Origin of the sequence: Paenibacillus sp. MZ03-122A (genome assembly GCF_024213325.1) — a bacterium.
In the GTDB taxonomy this organism is placed as follows: Bacteria; Bacillota; Bacilli; order Paenibacillales; family Paenibacillaceae; genus Paenibacillus; species Paenibacillus polymyxa_B.
The window spans coordinates 488,220-510,250 of sequence record NZ_JANAVI010000002.1 but is presented as its reverse complement, the minus strand read 5'-3'; the positions used below and the strand labels follow the sequence as shown (position 1 = coordinate 510,250).

Annotated in this window: 22 protein-coding genes and 3 pseudogenes; 10 read left to right on the top strand and 15 right to left on the bottom strand. The window is 47.9% G+C overall.

Going from position 1 to position 22,031, the window contains the following annotated elements; translation table 11 throughout:
• Window positions 1-68: 68 nt before the first annotated feature.
• The 8 genes from prmC to NLX74_RS06305 form a co-directional block, all read right to left on the bottom strand.
• Window positions 69-968 (bottom strand): peptide chain release factor N(5)-glutamine methyltransferase, encoded by a 900-nt coding sequence (prmC, locus tag NLX74_RS06340; protein WP_254328245.1) that lies wholly within the window; start codon window positions 966-968, stop codon window positions 69-71.
• A gap of 3 nt (window positions 969-971) precedes the next feature.
• Window positions 972-2,039, bottom strand: coding sequence for a peptide chain release factor 1 (prfA, locus tag NLX74_RS06335; protein WP_013312344.1), 1,068 nt, complete (start codon window positions 2,037-2,039; stop codon window positions 972-974).
• Window positions 2,040-2,311: 272 nt separating this feature from the next.
• A complete protein-coding gene (gene ychF, locus NLX74_RS06330) occupies window positions 2,312-3,412 on the bottom strand; it encodes a redox-regulated ATPase YchF (protein WP_254328244.1) in 1,101 nt (366 codons plus the stop codon).
• A 133-nt stretch (window positions 3,413-3,545) separates the two neighbouring features.
• A complete protein-coding gene (locus NLX74_RS06325) occupies window positions 3,546-4,037 on the bottom strand; it encodes a GNAT family N-acetyltransferase (protein WP_165177759.1) in 492 nt (163 codons plus the stop codon).
• Window positions 4,034-5,134 carry a type 2 isopentenyl-diphosphate Delta-isomerase gene (gene fni, locus NLX74_RS06320; RefSeq protein WP_235306529.1) on the bottom strand — a complete coding sequence of 367 codons (1,101 nt, stop codon included), beginning with the start codon at window positions 5,132-5,134 and terminating at the stop codon, window positions 4,034-4,036. Before fni ends, NLX74_RS06325 begins: the two co-directional genes overlap by 4 nt.
• Window positions 5,135-5,485: 351 nt before the next feature.
• Entirely contained in the window at window positions 5,486-5,977 is a 492-nt protein-coding gene (locus tag NLX74_RS06315; RefSeq protein WP_235306530.1) for a DMT family transporter, read from the bottom strand.
• 56 nt (window positions 5,978-6,033) lie between these two features.
• A complete protein-coding gene (locus NLX74_RS06310) occupies window positions 6,034-6,738 on the bottom strand; it encodes a Crp/Fnr family transcriptional regulator (RefSeq protein ID WP_165177763.1) in 705 nt (234 codons plus the stop codon).
• 59 nt (window positions 6,739-6,797) lie between these two features.
• Entirely contained in the window at window positions 6,798-7,223 is a 426-nt protein-coding gene (locus NLX74_RS06305; protein WP_039271579.1) for a DMT family transporter, read from the bottom strand.
• Between the two features lie 235 nt (window positions 7,224-7,458).
• On the opposite strand from NLX74_RS06305, the gene NLX74_RS06300 reads away from it, so the two are divergent.
• Entirely contained in the window at window positions 7,459-8,955 is a 1,497-nt protein-coding gene (locus tag NLX74_RS06300; protein ID WP_254328243.1) for a phospholipase D family protein, read from the top strand.
• A 34-nt stretch (window positions 8,956-8,989) separates the two neighbouring features.
• Here NLX74_RS06300 and cls read toward each other — a convergent pair whose 3' ends face one another.
• Window positions 8,990-10,501, bottom strand: a complete 1,512-nt coding sequence (gene cls / locus NLX74_RS06295; protein ID WP_039271582.1) for a cardiolipin synthase — start codon at window positions 10,499-10,501, stop codon at window positions 8,990-8,992.
• Window positions 10,502-10,706: 205 nt separating this feature from the next.
• On the opposite strand from cls, the gene NLX74_RS06290 reads away from it, so the two are divergent.
• The 4 genes from NLX74_RS06290 to NLX74_RS06275 are packed head-to-tail and all read left to right on the top strand — an operon-like array spanning window position 10,707 to window position 12,989.
• On the top strand, window positions 10,707-11,300 hold the full coding sequence (locus NLX74_RS06290) for a TetR/AcrR family transcriptional regulator (protein WP_367997017.1): 594 nt from the start codon (window positions 10,707-10,709) through the stop codon (window positions 11,298-11,300).
• A 44-nt stretch (window positions 11,301-11,344) separates the two neighbouring features.
• Window positions 11,345-11,686 carry a DMT family transporter gene (locus NLX74_RS06285; protein ID WP_039271586.1) on the top strand — a complete coding sequence of 114 codons (342 nt, stop codon included), beginning with the start codon at window positions 11,345-11,347 and terminating at the stop codon, window positions 11,684-11,686.
• Entirely contained in the window at window positions 11,686-12,000 is a 315-nt protein-coding gene (locus tag NLX74_RS06280) for a DMT family transporter (RefSeq protein ID WP_013312355.1), read from the top strand. The genes NLX74_RS06285 and NLX74_RS06280 overlap by 1 nt, the downstream gene beginning before the upstream one ends.
• Before the next feature lie 56 nt (window positions 12,001-12,056).
• Window positions 12,057-12,989 carry a 1-phosphofructokinase family hexose kinase gene (locus NLX74_RS06275; RefSeq protein ID WP_254328241.1) on the top strand — a complete coding sequence of 311 codons (933 nt, stop codon included), beginning with the start codon at window positions 12,057-12,059 and terminating at the stop codon, window positions 12,987-12,989.
• Window positions 12,990-13,093: 104 nt separating this feature from the next.
• Here NLX74_RS06275 and NLX74_RS06270 read toward each other — a convergent pair.
• Window positions 13,094-13,291, bottom strand: a pseudogene (locus NLX74_RS06270) (Lrp/AsnC ligand binding domain-containing protein); the annotation flags it as partial.
• A gap of 2 nt (window positions 13,292-13,293) precedes the next feature.
• On the opposite strand from NLX74_RS06270, the pseudogene NLX74_RS06265 reads away from it, so the two are divergent.
• Both NLX74_RS06265 and NLX74_RS06260 read left to right on the top strand, forming a co-directional pair.
• Window positions 13,294-13,479 (top strand): annotated as a pseudogene (locus NLX74_RS06265) (VOC family protein); the annotation flags it as partial.
• A 94-nt stretch (window positions 13,480-13,573) separates the two neighbouring features.
• A complete protein-coding gene (locus NLX74_RS06260; protein ID WP_254328239.1) occupies window positions 13,574-13,831 on the top strand; it encodes a DUF3592 domain-containing protein in 258 nt (85 codons plus the stop codon).
• Window positions 13,832-13,842: 11 nt separating this feature from the next.
• Here NLX74_RS06260 and NLX74_RS06255 read toward each other — a convergent pair whose 3' ends face one another.
• Together NLX74_RS06255 and mobA are read right to left on the bottom strand one after the other, a co-directional pair.
• Window positions 13,843-14,457 carry a LysE/ArgO family amino acid transporter gene (locus NLX74_RS06255; RefSeq protein WP_039271593.1) on the bottom strand — a complete coding sequence of 205 codons (615 nt, stop codon included), beginning with the start codon at window positions 14,455-14,457 and terminating at the stop codon, window positions 13,843-13,845.
• An 85-nt stretch (window positions 14,458-14,542) separates the two neighbouring features.
• Window positions 14,543-15,223, bottom strand: coding sequence for a molybdenum cofactor guanylyltransferase (mobA, locus tag NLX74_RS06250; RefSeq protein ID WP_254328238.1), 681 nt, complete (start codon window positions 15,221-15,223; stop codon window positions 14,543-14,545).
• 197 nt (window positions 15,224-15,420) lie between these two features.
• Here mobA and NLX74_RS06245 point away from each other — a divergent pair.
• Window positions 15,421-16,643 (top strand): annotated as a pseudogene (locus tag NLX74_RS06245) (MFS transporter).
• Between the two features lie 185 nt (window positions 16,644-16,828).
• Here NLX74_RS06245 and NLX74_RS06240 read toward each other — a convergent pair.
• Window positions 16,829-18,508: a glutamine--tRNA ligase/YqeY domain fusion protein gene (locus NLX74_RS06240; protein ID WP_254328236.1), complete on the bottom strand. Its 1,680-nt coding sequence runs from the start codon at window positions 18,506-18,508 to the stop codon at window positions 16,829-16,831.
• A gap of 207 nt (window positions 18,509-18,715) precedes the next feature.
• Here NLX74_RS06240 and NLX74_RS06235 point away from each other — a divergent pair, with 207 nt between their 5' ends.
• A complete protein-coding gene (locus NLX74_RS06235; protein WP_254328235.1) occupies window positions 18,716-19,441 on the top strand; it encodes a copper amine oxidase in 726 nt (241 codons plus the stop codon).
• Window positions 19,442-19,525: 84 nt separating this feature from the next.
• Window positions 19,526-20,074: a GNAT family N-acetyltransferase gene (locus tag NLX74_RS06230; RefSeq protein ID WP_028540721.1), complete on the top strand. Its 549-nt coding sequence runs from the start codon at window positions 19,526-19,528 to the stop codon at window positions 20,072-20,074.
• A 99-nt stretch (window positions 20,075-20,173) separates the two neighbouring features.
• Here NLX74_RS06230 and NLX74_RS06225 read toward each other — a convergent pair whose 3' ends face one another.
• Together NLX74_RS06225 and NLX74_RS06220 are read right to left on the bottom strand one after the other, a co-directional pair.
• Entirely contained in the window at window positions 20,174-20,668 is a 495-nt protein-coding gene (locus NLX74_RS06225) for a GNAT family N-acetyltransferase (protein WP_254328234.1), read from the bottom strand.
• 104 nt (window positions 20,669-20,772) lie between these two features.
• A complete protein-coding gene (locus tag NLX74_RS06220; protein WP_254328233.1) occupies window positions 20,773-22,020 on the bottom strand; it encodes an MFS transporter in 1,248 nt (415 codons plus the stop codon).
• Window positions 22,021-22,031 lie beyond the last annotated feature (11 nt).

Here is a 22,031-nt window from a genome sequence, read left to right as displayed (position 1 = left end):
CCCTGAGCCGTTTCTCGGTCATACTCCTCTTATTCTAAAGGAAAGACTCGCAAAAAGAAAATGCAGCACTACTCCGAGACACCTAGGACATGTCGTTCGATCCCAGCAAGGTCAGGAACGATTATAATGTTCTTCCAATGACCCGCCTGTTCCAGCAGGTCAGCCACGTCTCTGGCCTGTCCCATCCCCAATTCAAACCCGATTAGCCGGGGCGGAGCCTGAAGGAGTCCGAGCTGCTCCAGCATTGCCCGATACGGGCCGAGCCCGTCAGGACCACCATCCAACGCCATCCGCGGCTCATGGTCGCGGACCTCTGGCTGTAAGCCAGCGATGTCAGCAGCCGGGATGTACGGCGGGTTGGACACGAGAATGTCCACCCTCGTTCCCGCAAATGGCGTCAGCAGATCGCCCTCGCGGAATTCTACGGCTGCGCCGTTCGCAGCGGCGTTATGAGCCGCTACTTTTAACGCGGCAGCCGAAATATCCCCTGCCGCCACGCGCCAGCTCGGTCGCTCAGCCGCCAGCGTCACGACAATCGCACCGCTGCCCGCGCCGATGTCGAGCGTCTGCGGAGCGCCGCTTGGCCACAGCCGATCACCGTGCTGGAGTATCGCCTCGACGAGCAGTTCTGTCTCCGGGCGTGGGATCAGCACCGACGGCGAAACCATGAACGGGCGGCCATAGAATTCCTGCCGTCCGATAATATACTGCGCCGGTTCACCCGCAGCTTTGCGGGCTATGGTCCGTTCCCACGCCTCCTTGGCGGTGGAAGGGAACGGATCACCCAGAGCGGCGTAAAACGCCGTACCTTCCAACCCGAGCACATGCTCCAGCAGCAAACGGGCATTATGCTGCGGCTCCAGAACGCCACAGCTTCCTAAAAAAGAAGAAGCCTCAACTAAGGCTTCTCTGACACTCATGTTCCGTTCCGGCGACATCCGATACACACAATCGCGTTCGTTCCCCAAAACTTAAACCTCTTGTTCCATCAAATCAGCCTGCTCTGCAATCGTGAGCGCCGATACGATTTCTTCGATCTCCCCGTTCATCACCTGGTCCAACTTATGCATAGTTAGGCCAATACGATGATCCGTTACACGGCTTTGCGGGAAATTGTAGGTACGTATACGCTCACTGCGGTCTCCGGTGCCTACTTTGCTCTTACGCTCGCCTGCATATTTGGCTTCCTCTTCCTGACGCAACATATCCGAAATACGGGCACGTAAAACTTGCAGCGCCTTCTCCTTATTGGAGTTCTGGGATTTTCCGTCCTGACAGGTTGCCATAATACCTGTTGGCATATGCGTTACACGCACCGCCGACTTGGTCGTATTAACGGACTGCCCGCCCGCACCGCTGGAACAGAACGTATCCACGCGAATATCCTTATCGGAAATTTCAATATCCACTTCTTCGGCCTCAGGCATAACGGATACTGTAGATGTCGACGTATGAATACGCCCACCTGATTCCGTCGTCGGAATCCGCTGTACGCGGTGTGCGCCGCTTTCGAATTTCATCTTGCTGTATGCACCACGACCGTTAATCATGAAAATAACCTCTTTAAAGCCCCCGAGATCATTCATGTTCGCGTCCATCAGCTCTACACGCCAGCCTTGAGTATCGGCATAACGAGTATACATCCGATACAAGTCAGCTGCGAACAGTGCCGCTTCGTCACCACCTGCTGCACCACGAATCTCAATAATAACGTTCTTATCATCATTCGGGTCCTTTGGCAGCAGCAAAATACGGATTTTTTCATCCAACTCCCGCTTGCGAACACTCAGTTCTTCAATCTCCATTTTGACCATTTCACGCATCTCGTCGTCCAGCTTTTCACCCTGCATGGTTTTTGCAGCTTCCAGCTCTTCAACGACATTTTTATATTCGGTATATGCTTCATAAGCAGGCTGTAAATCAGACTGTTCTTTGGAATAATCTCTAAGTTTTTTGCTATCGTTCGCTACATCCGGATCGCAGAGCAGTTCGCTCAGTTTATCGTAGCGGTCCGCCAATGATTGCAATCGGTCCAACAAGCGATTCACCTCTTCAGTTAAATTAATATGAAACCAGCTTCAATTTCACTGGCTACAGCTCTTTATTATACCAACTAATTCATGAATTAGCTACAAGAAATACTGACTAATTTAGGATTTTGCAAAAATCCACACAACATGCAAAACAATAAAAAAGTCGCCGCCCTAATATAGGCAGCGACCACGTAATCTAGCACCTTTCAGAACACACATACATGAAGTCATCGTCTTTTATATATCCGAATCAGGTATTGTATTCTGGAAATTATATATTAAACATTAAAACGGAAATGCATAACGTCTCCGTCCTGCACTACATATTCCTTACCTTCCAGACGAAGCTGACCACGTTCCTTAGCCCCGTTCATCGAACCAGCAGCGACCAAATCGTTGTAGGATACAACCTCGGCACGAATAAATCCGCGCTCAAAATCCGTATGAATTACGCCCGCAGCACCCGGTGCCTTCGTTCCTTTGTGAATCGTCCAAGCGCGTACTTCCTGCACACCTGCTGTGAAATACGTATACAGGCCCAGCAAGCGATAAGCTGCTTTAATCAGACGGTTCAATCCGGATTCAGCTAATCCCAGCTCCTCGAGGAACATCGCCTTGTCTTCGCCTTCCAGCTCAGCAATTTCAGATTCTACCTTGGCGCTGATCGGCACCACTTCTGCATTTTCCGCCAGGGCAAAATCGCGTACCTTTTGCACATATGGATTGCTATCCGCTTCCGTTACGCCATCTTCGCTAACATTAGCTGCGTAGAGTACAGGCTTCATCGTAAGCAAATGAAGATCGCGTACAATCAACCGTTCTTCATCCGACAACTCTAAGCTACGCGCAGGTTTATCAGCATACAGCGATTCCTTGATCCGCTCCAACACTTCGACCTCTTGGGTGTACTGCTTGTTGCCACCCTTCATGTTTTTGCGGGAACGTTCAATACGCTTGTCTACACTTTCGATATCCGCCAGAATCAGTTCCAAATTAATGGTCTGAATGTCGCTGATCGGGTCAATTTTGCCGTCCACATGGGTAATGTTCTCATCTTCAAAGCAACGTACCACATGTACAATCGCATCCACTTCACGAATATGAGCCAAAAACTTGTTACCCAGACCCTCACCCTTGCTCGCACCGCGCACAAGTCCTGCAATATCAACAAATTCAAATGCCGTTGGCACCGTTTTATTCGGCACAACCAGTTCGGTCAGCTTATCCAGCCGCTCGTCTGGTACTTCAACGACGCCTACATTGGGGTCAATCGTACAAAATGGATAGTTTGCGGATTCCGCACCCGCCTGCGTTATTGCGTTAAAAAGTGTTGATTTGCCCACGTTCGGCAAGCCCACAATCCCCGCTTTTAAAGCCATAATCAGAACAACTCCCGTTTATATAAAATATGCGTTATGCCATCCGTTAGTTTACCAACCCACATTATATATGAGAACCTATACACGCGGCAAGCATACGGTTATGAAATTCAGGATATTGCTATATCCCTATTTAGATTTCTTTGCTCATCTGGATATCTGTAATCCGATAGCCCGACTTGCGATATACATGCAAAGCTCGCTCATTATGCCCAAATACATGCAAACCGATGCGTACAGCTCCCAGCCTGCGAGCCTCCTGTTCCAAAGCCTCCATCGCCAGCGTGCCTAGACCCCTCCCTTGGTATGAATCGTATACAAGAATATCCAGTAGGAAAGCTTCTTTTCCTTGCACCCCATCCGTAATATTGAACCAGATGTAGCCAGCTTCCTCCTGACTCTGCCCCCCGGCATCGGAAAACATCAACATATACAGGTGAGCATGAGGTGTGTCTAGCCTCTGTGGCAGGTATCGAGCAAAACTTTCTGCCGCACGTTCTGGTGCTTCTTCTACCGTCCATGTACCCGCTTGGATTTTCTCATCCGCGTAGTCGGCAAGCGAGCGTTGTTCAAATTGATCATATTGCTTTGCATTCATCGGAACCAATGTAATAAGTCCGCTCATCCGTTTACCTTCTTTCTTAGTCGAGTCGTATTTTTGAGTCCTTCTATTCCATCTACCCCAATACCAAACATAACCGTGCGGAGTTCCAGTTCGACCTGCTCCATACGTGCCTCCAGCGCTTCACTAGAGGCAACCGCAGAACCGAGCAAAGAACGCCCGAAGCCTGCCATGTCAGCTCCCAAAGCAAGCGCCTTCGCTGCATCGACACCGTCTCTCAGTCCACCGCTGCCGATCAGAGCACCATGTGGCTCAGCGGCTCTGACTTCCACGATACAATCAGCGGTCGAGTTGCCCCAATCCGCAAACGCCTCCGCCGCCGCGCGACGCACAGGATCAGGATTGCGAAATTTCTCCACTTGGCTCCAGCTTGTCCCGCCTGCGCCAGCGACATCTATAAAGGCTGCACCCGCATCATACAGTCTCGATGCCGTCTCGCCATCTATGCCCCAACCTACTTCCTTCACTCCTACAGGCACTGAAAGCTGACGACACAACTCCTCAATGCGTTGAAGCAAACCGCTAAAATCCAAATTCCCTTCAGGTTGAAAAATCTCCTGCAATCCGTTCAAATGCAGCACCAACATATCTGCTCCGGCAATTTCCACTGCACGGCGACAATCATCCACACCAAATCCGTAGTTCAGCTGCACCGCACCCAGATTGGCAAGGATCGGGATACTGGGTGCCAGACTGCGAACCGCAAAGGTTGAGGCCAGTTCTTCCCTTTCCACCGCAGCCCGTACCGAACCGACGCCCAGCGCCCAGCCGCGTCTCTCCGCTGTCTCTGCTAGTCGCTCATTAATCGCTCCTGTCTCGGCGCTGCCGCCTGTCATAGAGCTAATAAGCAGCGGTGTTCGTACAGCTCGTCCTAAAAAAGTAGTATCCAGACGAACCTCGTCAAAATGCAACTCCGGCAGAGCGCAGTGCTTAAAGGCATACCGTTCCAGCCCGCTGGTGATGCCTTGTCCGGCCACATCTTCTTGCAAACAAAGGCGGACGTGCTCAATCTTCCGTTCACCTGTCCTTGCGGCAGGCAGCAAAGAGCCGGATTTGTTAAAACCGTCAGGTGCTCCCTTTATATTATCCGTACTACTCATCTATGTCCCACCTCATCCAAAGTCACTCTGTTATTGCATCAAGTTCAAGAAGCACAAATAAGACCGTTCCCGAACACGGTAACCGATCTATTTATCGTCTCTTATATTCAATATCGTAGCCCTTAAAGTGGCTATTTTAAGATACTTTCATTGTATCATGGATGGAAAAATATATACACGATCGTGAACATTTTTTCTTACCCATGGCCATGTTCAAAATTTGCAATAAACCAGTTATTTCGGAAACTCTACAGAAAAGCCGCTCCTAATTGAACTGCCGCTTTTCTGCAAAATGCCTACTCGAAAGGACGATCCCTATTCCAGCAAGATAAAGGCCATTTACAATCTCCTCTATCCCTTCATCGAATCAGGTACAGATGAAATGCTTTCTGCTTGTTCCTTCGTACGCCCATGTCCAAATTTGAATACCAGAATACCACCGATAATGACCAATACTCCGATCAACTTGTTAAAGGTAAACGGAATCTTTTCTAATCCCAGCCATCCTAACGAATCCCACAACAGGGCCGTGCCTAATTGCGCCGTCAATACTATGGAGATCGCATAGGTCGGGCCAAGTCGCTTCATTCCTTGCACCAGACAGAACACAACACCGACACCAATCATGCCACTGAACCAGTACCACGGCTGCATATGCTGTAAAGTAAATGTATTTTTCCCTTCAAAAATAAGACTTCCGAGTAAGGAAGCCACGAACCCTGTTCCCAGCACCAATGTTGTTGTAGTCCACGATCCTGTCCGTTCATTCACCTTATTATTGAATATCGTTTGCAGACTGACCAAGGCACCTGCGATAATCGCCAATACAATTCCTAATAACATATGTTAACTCTCCCTTGATGATCCTTGATATTCTTCTGCTTTCATAAATGCCCATATTACAATGATTCATAAATATTATGTCCTGCCAGTTCACTCAAACCTTTTCTGTCCCGAATGACAATGTAGCCTTTTGTCCGTTCAACCCATCCATCTTCAATCATTTTGCGAATAACACGGTTGAGATGTCTATAGCTGGTTCCGATCAAATTCGCCACATCTACCAGACTGGATGCACGTAATTCCTCATGAAAAGCCGTATTCGATTCGTCAAAAGAAACCGATAGCAGGTAGCTCGCCAGCCTGACTTCCACCGGATACATGAGATTGAAACTGGAAAAGTCGGAGTCCAGGCAAAACTTTCGCGTGACAATATCCAATAGAAATTGCAGCAAAGGAGCATAGTCTCTGCCGTATTTGTTCATCCATTGGTGGTGAATACCGATCACATAGATCGGAGACACTGCCTCTACTGTGTTGATGACGTGACTACTCCGAATATATTCAACATCTCCTATAACCTCGATCGGTGTTTTGAAGCAAAGAATCAGGGTCTTCCCTTCTGTAGAGCTGGTATAAATCTTGACCTTGCCCTGCACCAGTATATATAGATGCTCGATGGGGTCCCCCTGTAAACAGAGCTTTTCCCCTTGCTCCAAACGATGCAACGACAAATAAGGATGTAGTGGCTCGTAGAGTATGGATTCCAACTCATGCAGCTGCAAAAAATATTTTAGCTGCTCTTGATCCTGAATTTCTCTCATTCCTAAGCTCACCTTCAATCTCTACATTCTAAGCTTTCTTTACAAGTTAAATTTCTATTTTAAAGCTTCAGAATAATTACACCCGCGATCATCATACCAATACCTATAAATTGTGGCAGCTTCATCTTTTGCTTCACTATACCGAACCATCCCTTAATATCTACCAGGAAGGTTAAACACAACTGCGCAATCAACAACGCCGAGATCGTGAACGTAACCCCAATATGTTGGATTGCCGTGACTTCACTAAAAATAATAATTGCTGCAAAGGCACCGCCCCAAAGATACATCGGCTTTACCTGTTTCAGTTCAGCCACATTGCCATCCCTTGTAAACATCCAGACTAATGCTGCCAAAATAAAGCCTATTAGCTGAGTAACAGTGGCCGCCTGCCATGTACCGATATCCTGACTAATCCGTGTATTCGCTACCCCCTGTAGCGTAATACACGCTCCTCCCAGAAAAGCAAACAAGATTCCTCTCATAAATCGTTATTCTCCCCATGTAAATGACTTTTCTATATATTAAATTATAGGGCAGACTTCCTATAAAGGACATATGTCCTCAACGAATAGTAAAACATCCTCCAATTCATTCCATTCAGCATCCGCGTCAATCCTGCACACTTGCGTTAATAACTTGACAGTATCCCATCATAAAACTGCATGTTCCGGCACGATAAAATGGAATGCAGCATTCAATTGAGGAGTTGATCGTCATATGACTACACGTGATCCGCTGCATTCTGTGCCGGAATATCAAAGAAGAACTGAGAAAAAGGGTCGGGCTTTTAAAATCGCCATTCTGGTACTTATCCTCTGGCTGATTGCCGTCATGCTGTATCAGACCCATAAACCATTGCCTCCGTTCGTCTCTTATGAGAGTCAGGAGTATTCGACCCATGAGGTAAACTTCTGGACAGATTTGACCTATCCCACCGGGGATGGAAGCACTGCACAGCATGAAGGTCAAACTTTGAATCGTATGCTCGGGATCATTGATGAAGCTGAGCAATTTATTGTCATCGACCTATTTCTGTTCAATGACTATAAGCATAAAGGTCAGCACTTCCCCCAAGTCAGCGCACAAATGACCGATCATCTTATTGCCAAAAAGAAAGCTCATCTGGATATGCCTATCTTTTTCATTACAGATGAAGTCAATACCAACTACAATTCTGCCCCCAATCCTTTGTTGGAGAATATGAAGCGAGCAGGGATTCAAGTCGTGCAGACCGATGTAGACCCGTTGCGGGACTCCACCCCCATCTATTCGGCAGTGTGGCGTACCTTTTTCCAATGGTTCGGGCAGCAGGGCACAGGTTGGATTCCCAACCTGATGGCCAGTGACGGACCTGATGTTACGTCTCGCTCCTATCTTAAGCTGTTGAACGTCAAGGCCAATCACCGAAAATTGGTTGCCAACGAACAGACAGCGCTCATTTCTACAGGCAACGTGCACGACGCGAGCGCCTATCACTCCAATGTAGCGCTGGAGGTGAAGGGGCCTATCATCAGAGACATTTTACAAACAGAGCAGGCGGTATTAGACTTTTCGGGCGGTGGACAGCTTCCTGCCTATACACCACAGGCCGAACCCAAAGTTCCATCGAGTAAGGACAGCTATCGAATCAAATATCTAACTGAGGGCAAGGTGTACACCTCAGTTCTGAATGGCATTGCGCAGACGAAGAAAGGTGACAGCATTCATATGGGCATGTTTTATTTGGCTGACCGCAAAGTATTGAACAGCCTGCTGGATGCCTCTGCCCGCGGTGTAAACATCCAATTGCTGCTGGACCCCAATCAAAACGCGTTTGGTCAGGAAAAAATCGGCATCCCCAATCGTCCGGTTGCCCAGGAGTTGTCCGATAAATCGGGCGGGAACATTCAAATTCGCTGGTATCATACCACCCATGAGCAGTTCCATACCAAACTGATTTATATCGCCAAGGCGCAAGGAGAGCATATCATTTGGGGTGGCTCTACCAATCTGACCCCCCGTAATCTGGATGATTTGAATCTGGAAAATGAGTTGTGGGTGGCCGCTCCGGCGGACAGCAAGCTGACCCGACAGGTTGCGGCCTATTTTGATAAGCTATGGAATAATCAGGGGGCTGAATACAGTTTGGATCTAGCAGCTTACGAGGATCATTCAACATTTTGGAAAGATATTATATACCGCCTACAGGATATTTTAGGCTTTACTACATTTTAACTACAGGATACTGCTGTAGCGAATTCGTTTATGCTTACAGCAGCGGTGAAAGCAGCCGCGCGAGCGATTCCATCAAACGTTTGAACAGACGTTTTTTCATGAATTCTTCACGTACAATCAGGCTGGCAGAGTGCAAATCTCGTTCGTAGTCTGTTACCATCTGCTGCACACTGTGCGTTTGAATTAACAGGGCGTTAACTTCAAAATTCAAATGAAAGCTACGCATATCCATATTGGCTGTCCCGATCGTCGCAACTTCCCCGTCAATGATGAGGAGCTTGGAGTGGAGGAACCCCTTTTCATATTCATATACCTTGACTCCAACCTCCAGTAACGACTGGAAGTACGAATGAGACGCGAGAAACGGTAGCCATTTATCCGGTTTTGCGGGAAACAGAATACGCACGTCCAACCCGGACAAGGCAGCCATCCGTAGGGCAGTCAGGATATCTTCATCCGGGATAAAATAAGGCGTCGCAATCCAGACTGATTTTCGGGCGGACGTGATCATGGAGAAAAAGAGATTTTTGAGCACTCTCCGCTCATTATCCGGGCCACTGGCAATAATCTGCACGCCTCCGTCCGTAATTGGTTCAATATTGGGAGACAGATATTCGCTATCGAGCACCGACTCACCCGTCATGTGAAGCCAATCTTGTAGAAATATAAGCTGCAACGTCCGTACAGCTTCGCCCTTCACAATCATATGCGTATCACGCCAAAAGCCATAGGCTTTGTTGCGGCTGAGATACTCATCTCCCACATTTAGACCGCCAATTAATCCGATATTACCGTCGATGACTACAATTTTACGGTGATTACGATAGTTTACCCGGCTGGAGAAGAACAAGATCCGAGCGCCGCCGTACGCAACAACCTCTACTCCTGCATCTCTCATTTCCTTCAAAAAGGACTTCGACAACTGAATACTGCCCACCGCATCGTACATAAACCGAACCTTAACACCCGCTTTAGCCTTTTCGATCAAAATTTTCTGAATGCTGGTACCGATATCATCCGACCGGAAAATGTAATATTCCATATGGATATGATGCTGCGCCTTGCGCAGTTCTTCCAGCAAAGTGGAGAAGGTTTCATCTCCATTGTTCAGAATTTGAGTTTCTGTCGCAAAATAAATCGGGGAGCGGGCCAGTCTGCGGGCCAAACGCATCAACTGCTGCTGCTCACCTGTAAAGCAGGTCAGATCTCGTTTGACTCGCAAAGCATCCTTTTCTATGCGGTCGTAAGCCTGTTGGTCACGCAATGCCTTTTTATCATACTTGCGACGCTTGAATACATTTTGCCCAAACAGAAAATAAAGAGGAAGTCCAACGACTGGCAGCAATGCCAGCAGCAAAATCCAGGACATCGTAGTGGAGGGATTACGATTCTCCGTAAAAATAATCAGACTGATGGAGATCACTGTCAGGGTGGAAAAAATACTGATGACAGTTCCTTCATTTTTGCCGATGTAATTAAACAAGCCAAAATAATAAATAATAAACACCATAGCCGCGATCAATACGGCCAGTAAGCTTCGCCTCATAACTAACCTCACTTCCAGTGGACTGCATTTGACAAGTATTCTTCATTATATTGTACATGAGCCCCTTATTTCTTCCCACTTTTTTATTAAAATGTTGATAAAAAAAATCCAAAGAAAAGCTTTATACAAAACGCAATGATGCTGGGTTGACACTTACTTTTTTTCGTGCAAGAATAAACTAACGAACGTTAGGTAGGTGACAATAATGGGGATGGAAGAGATTCGAAAGGCCGCTCTTTTTCAATTTGCCACCAATGGGTATGAGGGAGCCTCCTTGAGCAGTATTGCCGCTGAAGTCGGTATCCGAAAACCGTCTATATACGCGCATTTCCAAGGCAAGGAGGATCTGTTTCTACAGGTGGCTAGGTACGCTTTTCAAGAGCAGAATTTACGTATTTTCGAATACTTTACGGAACGTAAAGATCAGCCGCTTAAGCATACCCTGCATGACTTCTTGTTTTGGATGGGACAGGAATATGAGAGCAACGACTCAGCCAAGTTTATGCTTCGCTTTTCCTTCTTTCCGCCTGTATCGTTGTATCACGAGGTGCTGAATATTGTTAATCCTTTTCTGGATAAAATGGAGCGAAAATTAACTCGCCGCCTCCGGAATACACGGGATCGGGAACCCTTTGGGCATATGGAGCCAGTGGATGTGGCTTTGGCTTACATGACCCTGGTGGACGGGATCATGGTGGAGCTCCTGTACAGTGGAAGCATCAACTACCACCGAAGGCTGAACGCTGCATGGCCTATTTTTTGGCGTGGGATTACGTTAACCTCACCTCATGAAGCGTGAAGCCGTCGAACTTATAAAATTTATTTTTAAGGAGAACATTCATCATGAATCGCAGTTGGATTTACGTTTTTGTTGGAGGTCTGATTGAGGTTGTATGGGTATCGGGTTTGAAGCATGCGGACTCTATACTCGCCTGGATTGTAACCGTGCTGGCCGTGGTGGCCAGCTTTTATTTAATCATGAAGGCTGCGAACCGACTGCCTGTAGGCACAGTGTATGCTGTATTCACCGGACTAGGGACGGGGGGAACAGTCGTAGGCGAAATGCTGCTATTCGGAGAACCGTTTCAATGGTCCAAAACGCTATTAATCGCCCTTTTGCTGGCAGGTGTGGTCGGCCTGAAGTTAGTTACCGACCGTGATGTTCAGGAAGGGAGTGGCGCATAATGGCTTGGATTGCATTGGTTATCGCGGGGTGCTCGGAAGTGTTAGGAGTCATTGGTATGAAGGGAGTTACGGTGGGCAAAGGCTGGAAGTCCTTAGTGCTTATGGTCCTATCCTTTGTTCTTAGCTTCTCTCTACTCAGCTATGCCATGAAAAGTTTGCCTATGGGCACCTCCTATGCCGTATGGACAGGCATCGGAACGGTTGGCAGCACAATTACAGGCATGTTCTTGTACGGTGAACAAAAAAGCGTACTGCGTGTTTTATTCATCGCCATGATTCTTGCCGCAGCGTTGGGATTAAAGCTGATATCTTAGCATGAGCGAATGGCATCAAATATTGCAAATTGCTGATCTTAAAGGAGTGATGCCTTGTGATTACCACCGTAACACTTAACGCGGCTGTGGATAAAATCTACATGGTTGCAGGCTTCGGTTTGAATGCCGTTCACCGCATTGAAGGCGGCCTGACGGTGCCGGGCGGCAAGGGCGTGAATGCCGCCCGCGTCATTCGCACGCTAGGCGAGCCAGTACGAGCGACCGGGTTTGCTGCCGGACACACGGGACGGCTGCTCATTGACGGGTTGAGCGCAGAAGGCGTAAGCGCCGATTTCATTGAAACGGCACATGGGGAGACCCGTCTCGCCATTACCGTGCTCGACCCGTCCGCGCGCACGCAGACCGAGCTGATTGAGAGCGGACCGACCGTTGAGCCGCTTGAATTAGCCGCACTGCGGCGCAAAATCGAGACCCTTGCCGAGGAATCGGCTTGGGTCGTATTCTCCGGCAGCCTGCCACCCGGCTGCCCGCCCGATCTGTACGCCGAGTTGTGCACGCTGGCGAAGGCACGCGGCGCGCGGGTGGCGCTGGACGCGAGCGGTGAGGCGCTGCGCTTGGGGCTGCGCGGAAAGCCCGACCTCGTGAAGCCTAACGAGGATGAGGCTGCTCGCTTCGCGGGAATTGACGCCGCGCGCCCGGATGCCGCTGAAGCGGCGGCAGCAAAGCTGCTGGAAGCCGGAGCACAGCTGGCCGTCATCTCGCTCGGCGCGCGCGGGGCGCTGGCGGTAACGCACGATGCGCGCTACCGCGTGAGCCTGCCAGACGCGAACATTGTCAGCGCGCTCGGCAGCGGTGACGCTATGGTCGCCGGGCTGGTCACCGGCGCAGCTACGGGGCTGGATCTCCCTGCCATGCTACGGCAGGGAGCGGCCTGCGGCACAGCGGCAGCTCTGCACGCCATGGCCGGGAAGATCGATCTCCAGGACGTGAAGCGTCTGGAGCAGGGCATTACGGTGACGCTGTTGTAATTCAGCGTCATTTTTTTTATTTCATCCAAGCATTCGCTTATCTTCATTTCACAAATACAGTTATTCCGAATGCTCTATATTCCAAATGTGGGTTTTCGAGTTGCTTACAGCAAAACCCTATTTTCCAGTATATTTTTCATACAAATATGCGACTTCGAATGCCCCAGCTTAACTAATGAATCCTGAAGCTCTGCAATTTCCTCTACCGACGCGGTTTGTATCTTAATGAGATAATTAAATTCCCCACTGATGCGAAATAAATCGGTAGCTTCCTTCGCCTCTCTACAAAATTCAACCAACTCTTAATGTGGATGAAATATATCAAAAAGCCCTTGCCCACGGAGCAAGAACCTTTGTGGAACCCAATCAGCTTACACTTGGTGAACCTCCTCTAGTTGTAACAAATGCATTAGTCCACAGCCCCAATGGTGAGGTTATCGAATTTATCGAGGATGTTGATTTTGATATGTCTCTATTGAGCAATAAGTAATTCTCATAGCTATTAAACGGTTCCTAAAAAACATCCGATATATTGATTATCGCTTTGTTTAAAGGAGTAGATTATCATCTCAATTGATTTCAATGTGTATTGGTTTCATTTTAGTTCCGATTTGCTGATGCCATTGTTCAGCTTGATTGGACTGCTACTCATCTATAGCACCAACCTAAGCCTCAACCGGGTTGGCAGCAAGATTAAGGTATTATACAATCCATCTAACCCTCGGGACGCCCGAATTGCAGGCGGTGTAAATGGTGCAGGCTGTCTGGCCTTTATGCTGTTTTTGATCGGTGTTCCCTTTGCTTTGAGCGGGGTATTCGCTGTAATGAAGTTTTTCCTTTAACCAGGCTTGGATCACATACTGGTAATAAAATTTATCGCCATATACATTGCCAGGCCTAAAATAATCAGTGCCGATATTTTGTTGAGCACAGTCCCAAACTTCCCTTCTGAATCCATACGTCCCACGAGGCGCCCTGCCGTTGCCAGACCGATAAACCATATCCAAGATACGGACACGGCGGCCAGACCAAAGGCCCAGCGTTCCCCGCCGTCATATTGAAGGGAGCTGGTTCCAATTACGCCAACCGTGTCGAGTATGGCATGTGGATTCAATAGCGATACCGAAGCGGCAAAAATCATCTGGCGTTTCGGCCGCATCGCCTGACTTTCTCCCGAGGAAGCTGCCTTCGATCTCCATAAAGTCCAGGCCATATACAGCAGAAACAAACAGCCCGCCGCATAGAGTACGTTCGTGAGCCATAGAAATTGCTGCAAAATAAGGGACACGCCCCCAACCGCAAGCGTGATCAGGATTGTATCACAGACACCCGCTGTAATGACAGCAGGCAGTGCATTGCGAAACCGCGACTGGGACGCCCCCTGATTAAACACAAATACATTTTGTACCCCCAAAGGCAAAATCAATCCCAATGCCAATAAAACAGCATGGATAATAGCTTCCAGCATAATTATATTCCCCCAAATTTAGTCCATCATATTTCTCTAGTATTTGCTCTCCTAAATAGTCCTCGCGCAGGAAGCTTGTACGTTTCTAATCCTCTCGTATTTCCTTTAAATTCTTCACGTTCTGCGTGTTCTGTTGTACACTATGCTTCAACTGCTCTAACGCAAGCTCGTAGTCCCGCGGATTATTCATATTGAACGCGGCCTTATACCACATGTCTTCACTCACCCGCGGCAAATCCTCTACCGTCGCATAACGAACGTTCAGCTTGTTCAACCAATCGGTGAGACGAAGCTGTCTATTGCGCAAACATTCCTCGGCAGACGGCAGCACGCTCCGATGGTACACAGCCAGCAACGGATGTATACGTCCATCCATAGAAGGTATTACTGCTTGCAATGTTGGTTCCATCGTTCCATGCAACTCCGTCCATTTCTCAGTTACAACGAGCAGGTCTTGCAGCACCTCTAGCTGTATAAAAGGCATATCACAAGCGACAACCATTCCCCACTCCGTAGTAGATGCAGATAATCCCGCATGAATACCGCTTAGGGGTCCCATACCTGGAAAAACATCAGACACAGTTTCCATACCACTCAGACCATATCCTTGGTTGTCACGAGTGACTACGACAACCCGCTGGGCAGCCTGCTGCAATGTAGTATACGTCCGTTCAAGCATAGTGGCTCCATTGATCTCAAGCAAAGCCTTATCCTGTCCCATTCGGCTGGAACGTCCTCCTGCGACGATAATACCAGTCACTTTCACAAATAAATCCTCCTTTTTTTTCAGAAAACAATTGCAAATATGCATATGAATTTTTGAACAAAATTTAATTATTACATAATTGTTAATTTATTGGTTTGTTAACCCTTTCAACACATGATACATTGGAATAAAGAACCTCCCCACAGATCGGCATCGATGCGCAGTTCTCTATCGGGCTAAGAAAGGAATGGCTTGTCTTGCAAAAGAGAGAAATTCAAGAGACTCCTCTATATTCCTTAAAACTGTATAATTTTTTTCTATATGGAGCTATGGTCATTTTCTCCAGCTTCTTCCCGTTGTATCTGCAAGATATCGGCATGGACAAGCTGGAGATCGGGAGTCTGATGGCCATCGGGCCTTTTGTATCCGTATTCGCGAACCCTTTTTGGGGCTATACAAGCGACCGGAGCCGTAACCTCCGACGTATTCTGCTATTTATGATTATAGGTACCTTGTTATTGCTACAAGCTTTGTTTCATGTCCATACGTATATCATGATTTATGTGTCGATGATTGGTTTTTATTTTTTCCAAAGCCCTTTATTTGCGCAAAGCAACAGCCTAATTCTCAGTTATATTGAGGGCACAGACCGGAAATTTGGCGCATTCCGTATATGGGGCTCCTTCGGTTGGGCTGTGACAGCAGCAGCTGCCGGCATAGTTATTGACCAAACGGGGATATCCAGCATATCCACCATCTTTACGGTACTTCTTCTGGCTGCATTGATCTGCACCTTGTCGATTCCACCACTGAAAAGCACTGTGGAGACAGCAACCATTCATTTGCGCGGCTTTGGCAGTGTTTTAATGAACGGATACTTTATATCCTTTATTTTATTGGGCATCCTTGTATCCATCCCGAATTCGATCAACAGCGCCTTTATGTCCCTGTACATCACCGAGCTGGGTGGGTCCAAACAGATGCTTGGTTTTGCTGTTTTTATGTCATCGGTATTCGAAATTATTGTATTTTTGCTGTTTGATCGCTTCTTGAAGAAAAGAATGACCGTGATGGTCGGCTGTTTGGCACTCGTCAGTTTGCTGTTTGCCTTACGTTGGGAACTGATGGCTCTGGCCACAGACCCGATTCAGATTGTGTTCATTCAGGCACTTCATTGCGTCACCTTCGGTGGATACTTCTATGTAGGCACCCAGTTGACCGTCCTATTTACCCCTGCAGCATACCGATCATCCGGACAGGCCGTATATACCTTGACCTGGAGTGGTATATCCGGTATCGTAGCAGGTTTTGCGGGAGGTTGGCTATTCCAGAACTTTGGTGGAGAAATGATGTACCATGCAGGGGTGTTCTTCGCCCTACTTGGATCTGCGGGATTCGCTATCATGTGGTATATGCTGTACAAGAACGGTTATCAGCCAGAACTGCCAGCGGGCACAAACGAATAGAAGAAGCCCCTTAACAACACTAGAGGAATAAGCTATCCCCTCTTCCCTTCTGGCTTGTTAGCAAAGACAATAGAGTATCGTCAAGTCAATGATCATGTATAAAGAGTGTGCATGCGTAAAATAAAGGAGTCTGCCGACGGCAGACTCCTTTTCAACTTGGTCGCACGAAGCTACCCTCTCTCCCACACTTTCCACCAGCCTATTGCTTAGGTAATTGGAAAGAGCTTTTCAACGATACAACACGGTTAAATACAGGCTTACCCGGTTGGGAAAGCTTCGGATCGACACTGAAATAACCATGACGGAAAAATTGGAACTTGTCCTGTGATTGAGCTTCTTTCATGTTCGGCTCGACATAGCCATGAGCAATTTCCAAAGAGTTCGGGTTCAATTGGTCAAGGAATGTTTTTTCCGATGCATCCTCTTCAATCTCTTCCGTGTCCTCTGCGTTAATCAAAGGCTCATACAAACGGAATTCGGCAGGTACAGCCTGAGTAGCCTCTACCCAGTGGATCGTGCCTTTCACTTTACGTCCAGTAAAGCCTGATCCGCTCTTGGTTTCTATATCATAGGTACAGTGGATTTCCGTTACATTTCCGTCTGCGTCCTTAATCACATCATTACATTTAATGAAGTAAGCATGCTTGAGACGTACTTCATTACCAGGGAACAAACGGAAGTATTTGCTCGGCGGATTTTCCATGAAGTCCTCACGCTCGATATAAATCTCACGGGAAAACGGAATTTGACGTGTACCGAGTTCCGGATTTTCAGTATTGTTTTCCGCCTCCAGCATTTCAACTTGTCCTTCAGGATAGTTTGTGATAACCACCTTCAACGGATCTATGACTGCCATGGTGCGGGGTGCCTTAAGCTTCAAATCCTCACGTACAAAATGCTCCAGTACCTGCAAATCGATGACTCCGTAGGCTTTGGAAATGCCTGTCTCATATACGAAGCTGCGGATGGCTTCCGGCGTGTAGCCGCGACGACGTAAACCGGAAATCGTCGGCATACGCGGATCATCCCAACCATCTACGTGCTTTTCATCGACCAGAAGCTTGAGCTTACGCTTGCTGGTTACGGTTTGAGCGAGGTTCAGCCGTCCAAATTCGTATTGGTGCGGTACCTTTTCCATCTCACATTCAGCTACAACCCAATCGTACAGCGGGCGCTGATCTTCGAATTCCAGCGAACAGAGCGAGTGCGTTACTCCCTCAATCGCATCTTCCAGCGGATGAGCATAGGAGTACATTGGATAGATACACCATGTGTCGCCTGTATTGTGATGTGCTGTGTGTGAAATGCGGTAAATAACTGGATCACGTAAATTAATATTTCCTGAGGCCATATCAATTTTGGCACGCAGCACCTTTTCACCATTTTGGTATTTGCCTGCACGCATCTCTTCAAACAGCTTCAGATTGTCTTCCACACTGCGATCCCGATAAGGGCTATTTTGCCCCGGTTCGGTCAGTGTACCACGAGTTTCACGGATTTGGTCCGCGCTTTGATCATCCACGTAGGCTTTACCCTTTTGAATCAGCAGGATGGCACGCTTGTACATTTCTTCGAAATAATTGGAGGCAAAATGTTTTTCCTCCCATTCATAACCGAGCCACTTCACGTCCTCCTGAATGGAGTTCACGTATTCCGTGTCTTCCTTCGCCGGATTGGTGTCGTCAAAACGCAGATTTGTGCGTCCTCCGAATTCATCTCCCAACGAGAAATTGATCCAGATAGCTTTGGCATGTCCAATATGCAAATATCCGTTTGGTTCAGGCGGAAATCGTGTAACAACCTCCTTTACCTTACCCGTACGTAGATCCTCTTCAATAACATTTTTAATAAAATTGGGGGGAGTGATCGGCTTCTCCACGCTAATCAACCTTTCTTCCGTATAATCTGTGTAAAACCTGTTCCCTTAAATATACCCTTTCACACCGCATAACTCAATAAAATGAAAATCCTTATGCTCTCTTCAGCAAAAAAAGTGACAAGTTATGAAAAAGAGTTAACATTTTCGGCAAATAAATTCGTTATAGTGTATATATCTTTTATTTTGCCCGGAAAAGGAGACCCACCCGTGTTTAAGCTGCTCATTGTGATCCTGCTGTCTATGCTTTTGTCCTCTTCCGTCATGACTTCCGGCCATCCTTCATCGGACCCAGTGAACGAAACTGTACAATCTCGTCCGCTAGCCAGCGCTCCAGAAGACTCATCCGTCTGCTTATATGCCGTTAATCCGTCACAGGGATTATTCCAATCAGCTGTACTGGAAATCGGCCAGCAACGCCACACATTCCGATGGTCGGGCTCGGCGGATATCTCCACCGCACCACAATTATTTTACAGGGATGTGAACGGGGATGGTGTCCGTGAAGCCGTCGTGATCCTCACGCGTGCCTCGGGAACGGGTGTCGAATTGCAGGAATTGCATATTGTTAACGCACGCACGATGGAAGAATATGCGGTCGAATCGGCAGTAGATGCTGTGTCCCAGCGCGTACATAGCGCAGTAGAGCTACGTGACCACAACCGCCAGGTCCATATTGCTGTCACGATTGACGGTGTTACACACACGATAGACCCTAAAGCGTCAGTATTTTACGATGATCCAGTCCAATTTACAAAGTATCTCGATTTTAGCTCTGTCGTAATGTATGATGCTGAGCAGCTTCCTCTGCAAGCCACTGTATCTGGCAGTGTATCCCCAACCGAATTTGTAGGGGATTTGGATCTGAAATATGTATACGAGCATGAACGGTTCCGGGTGGGACCTATAGAATTTGAAGCTTCCTCTCCCTTTTGACGACTCTCGCAGAATGAGGTAGCATGGGATTAAATGCTAGACTGGCTGGTTTAGCGATTTTCCGAGTGAAAGAGGGGATCAATCATGTTTACATATGCGTTGGACGAACGCACAGTCCTTCGGCCGCTCACCAAGGAGCATGTGCAGCCTCTGTTTGAGCTGATCGAAATGTCCCGTGACCGCCTGCGTCAATGGCTTCCATGGGTAGACTCCACCACGGAAATCAGCCACACAGAGCAGTTCGTGCAGGGCGCCTTGAAACAAGCCGCAGAGAACGGTAGTCTGACCGCCGGAATTTGGATAGACAACGAGCTTGCTGGCATCATCAGCTACCATGAGATCAATTGGACTCACCGCTCCGTTAGCATCGGATACTGGCTTGGACACGGGTACGAAGGACAAGGTCTTATGACCAGCGCCTGCCGCGTATTCGTTGAATATGCTTTGATGGAGCTGGACTTGCATCGGGTCGAAATCCGTTGCGCAACGACGAACCGCCGTAGCCGCGGTATTCCGGAACGTTTGGGCTTTGTGCTCGAAGGCATTGTACGCGAAGCGGAATTGCTGCCCGACGGCTACATGAACCACGCAGTGTATGGTATGCTCCAAAATGAATGGAAGCAACTTCGGTAATATTGTATTGTACAACAACGCCGCAGACCTGATCAGGTCTGCGGCGTTGTTGGTTTAGGCCGGGCATAAAACCGAATATTGCTGTCCGTAGCCTCCCGCCTATTTTAAGAAATAGGCCATTAACACATCATCCACGAATTGGCCTGCTATGTAAAACTCCTCATGCAAACGTCCTTCAATCGCAAAACCGTTTTTTTCATAAAACATAAGGGCTTCCGTGTTGCATGAGAGTACACGCAAACTCAACTTGCGTATGCCCTCCGCAGCTGCAATGTCCTTCATGGAGTTCATGAGCGCCGTCCCAATACCTTTGCGATGATAAGCTGGATGTACAGCTATATTTATTTCGAGTACATGACAATTACTAGCCAACAGCGTTGGAGGACGAAATCCAATATACCCGCAGAGTACTTCCTGTTCGATCGCAACCAGTTGAGAGCCTGGAGGCGTATTGCGCAGAAACTCTCCGCGCGACTTCCAAGACAACGAAGCGGGAGCCGTACGTTCATTCCATACCAATTCATCCAGCGCAATCAGATCAGGAGCATCCTTCATCTCCGAATGACGTATCGTCAAGGGTTGACTTGTAAACAATTCCTTTCAATCCTTCCTGTGAAGGCTTTCCTGAAGCAATAACTGCAACCATTCGTCACTTATTGTACCATAATCGCAGCATATTACTGCACTTTTATTAGGACTTAGGAACTGGGAAGGTCGACCTTGGAAGGAGTATCAAAATTACCCATATCGTGACGGTAACGGTTCAACCAGCTATGCAGGACGAAAAATAGGATCGACAACACCGCTACGCCCGCTGCCAGCCAAAGTGTGGGCGGTAACCCACCGCCATCATACAACTTCCCCATAATATAAGGCCCCATTACCCGTCCGGCTGCGCCAATACCCCCCACAAGCCCAATGTAAAAGGGTGCACCCCGACCTCCATGATCAGACAGGAATGCTGGAACCGCAGGAGCAATCAGCATTTCTCCCAGGGTCGCTAGAACCATAGCGAATATCATTCCAGTATAGTTCTGTGTGCCCAGCATGACAATATAAGCCGCCAAATAAAATCCCCCGGCCCATGTCATTTGCGATGAAGCATGATGAGCGTACAGTCTTTTTATCCAAAAAATAATGGGTTGTGCGGCAAAAATAAGGATACCATTCAGTGTCCATAGTAACCCATACATCGTTTTAGGCAAGCCCTGCTCAATAATATGGGGAGACACTCCTGTATTCCAGATCGAATTGCCGAACCATAAAAAAAGTGAGCCTAACCCCACAAAGAGATACAGTCTGGTATCACGAAACAGCAAACGAGCTGGTACTTCCTCTCTTTTTTTCACGGACTTGCTGAGCTGTACTTCTCCCTCTTCCCGATCCACCCTGCTTAGATAAGACCAGAAGAATCCGGCAAATACCGCAGAAGTCACTCCGTTCATCACAAAGCTGAGCTGATAGGAAAGGTCAGCCAGAACGCCACTCAATCCCGTACCCACTGCAACTCCAATATTGTTAGCGACATAAATAATATTAAACAGCTCACCACGACGGTCAGCGAAACGAAAACCTACAAAGGCCTGAATCGCAGGCACAGATACGACATTAAAAAAGCCGATAAAGCCCATCATGATGACAAACGCTACCCAATGGCCACTGGTAAATGGAAGCGCGAGAAGTCCCAGCGCGTTCATCGCGAGTGAGCCAACAATCAGTTTCTTGGCTCCAATACGGTGATAGAGGGCTCCGCCCAGCACTTGACCAAAAATTCCGCCCAGAGATTGCACTAAAATCGCAATCCCTGCATCTCCCATACTACGGTTTAGCTCGTCAAACACATACATGCTAACCAACGGCCACATCAGGGAACTTCCAGCGGAATTAATCAGACTAGCAACGAGAAACACTTTCACTTCTTTCGGATAAGACTCCAACCATTTCATATCTTTTGTTT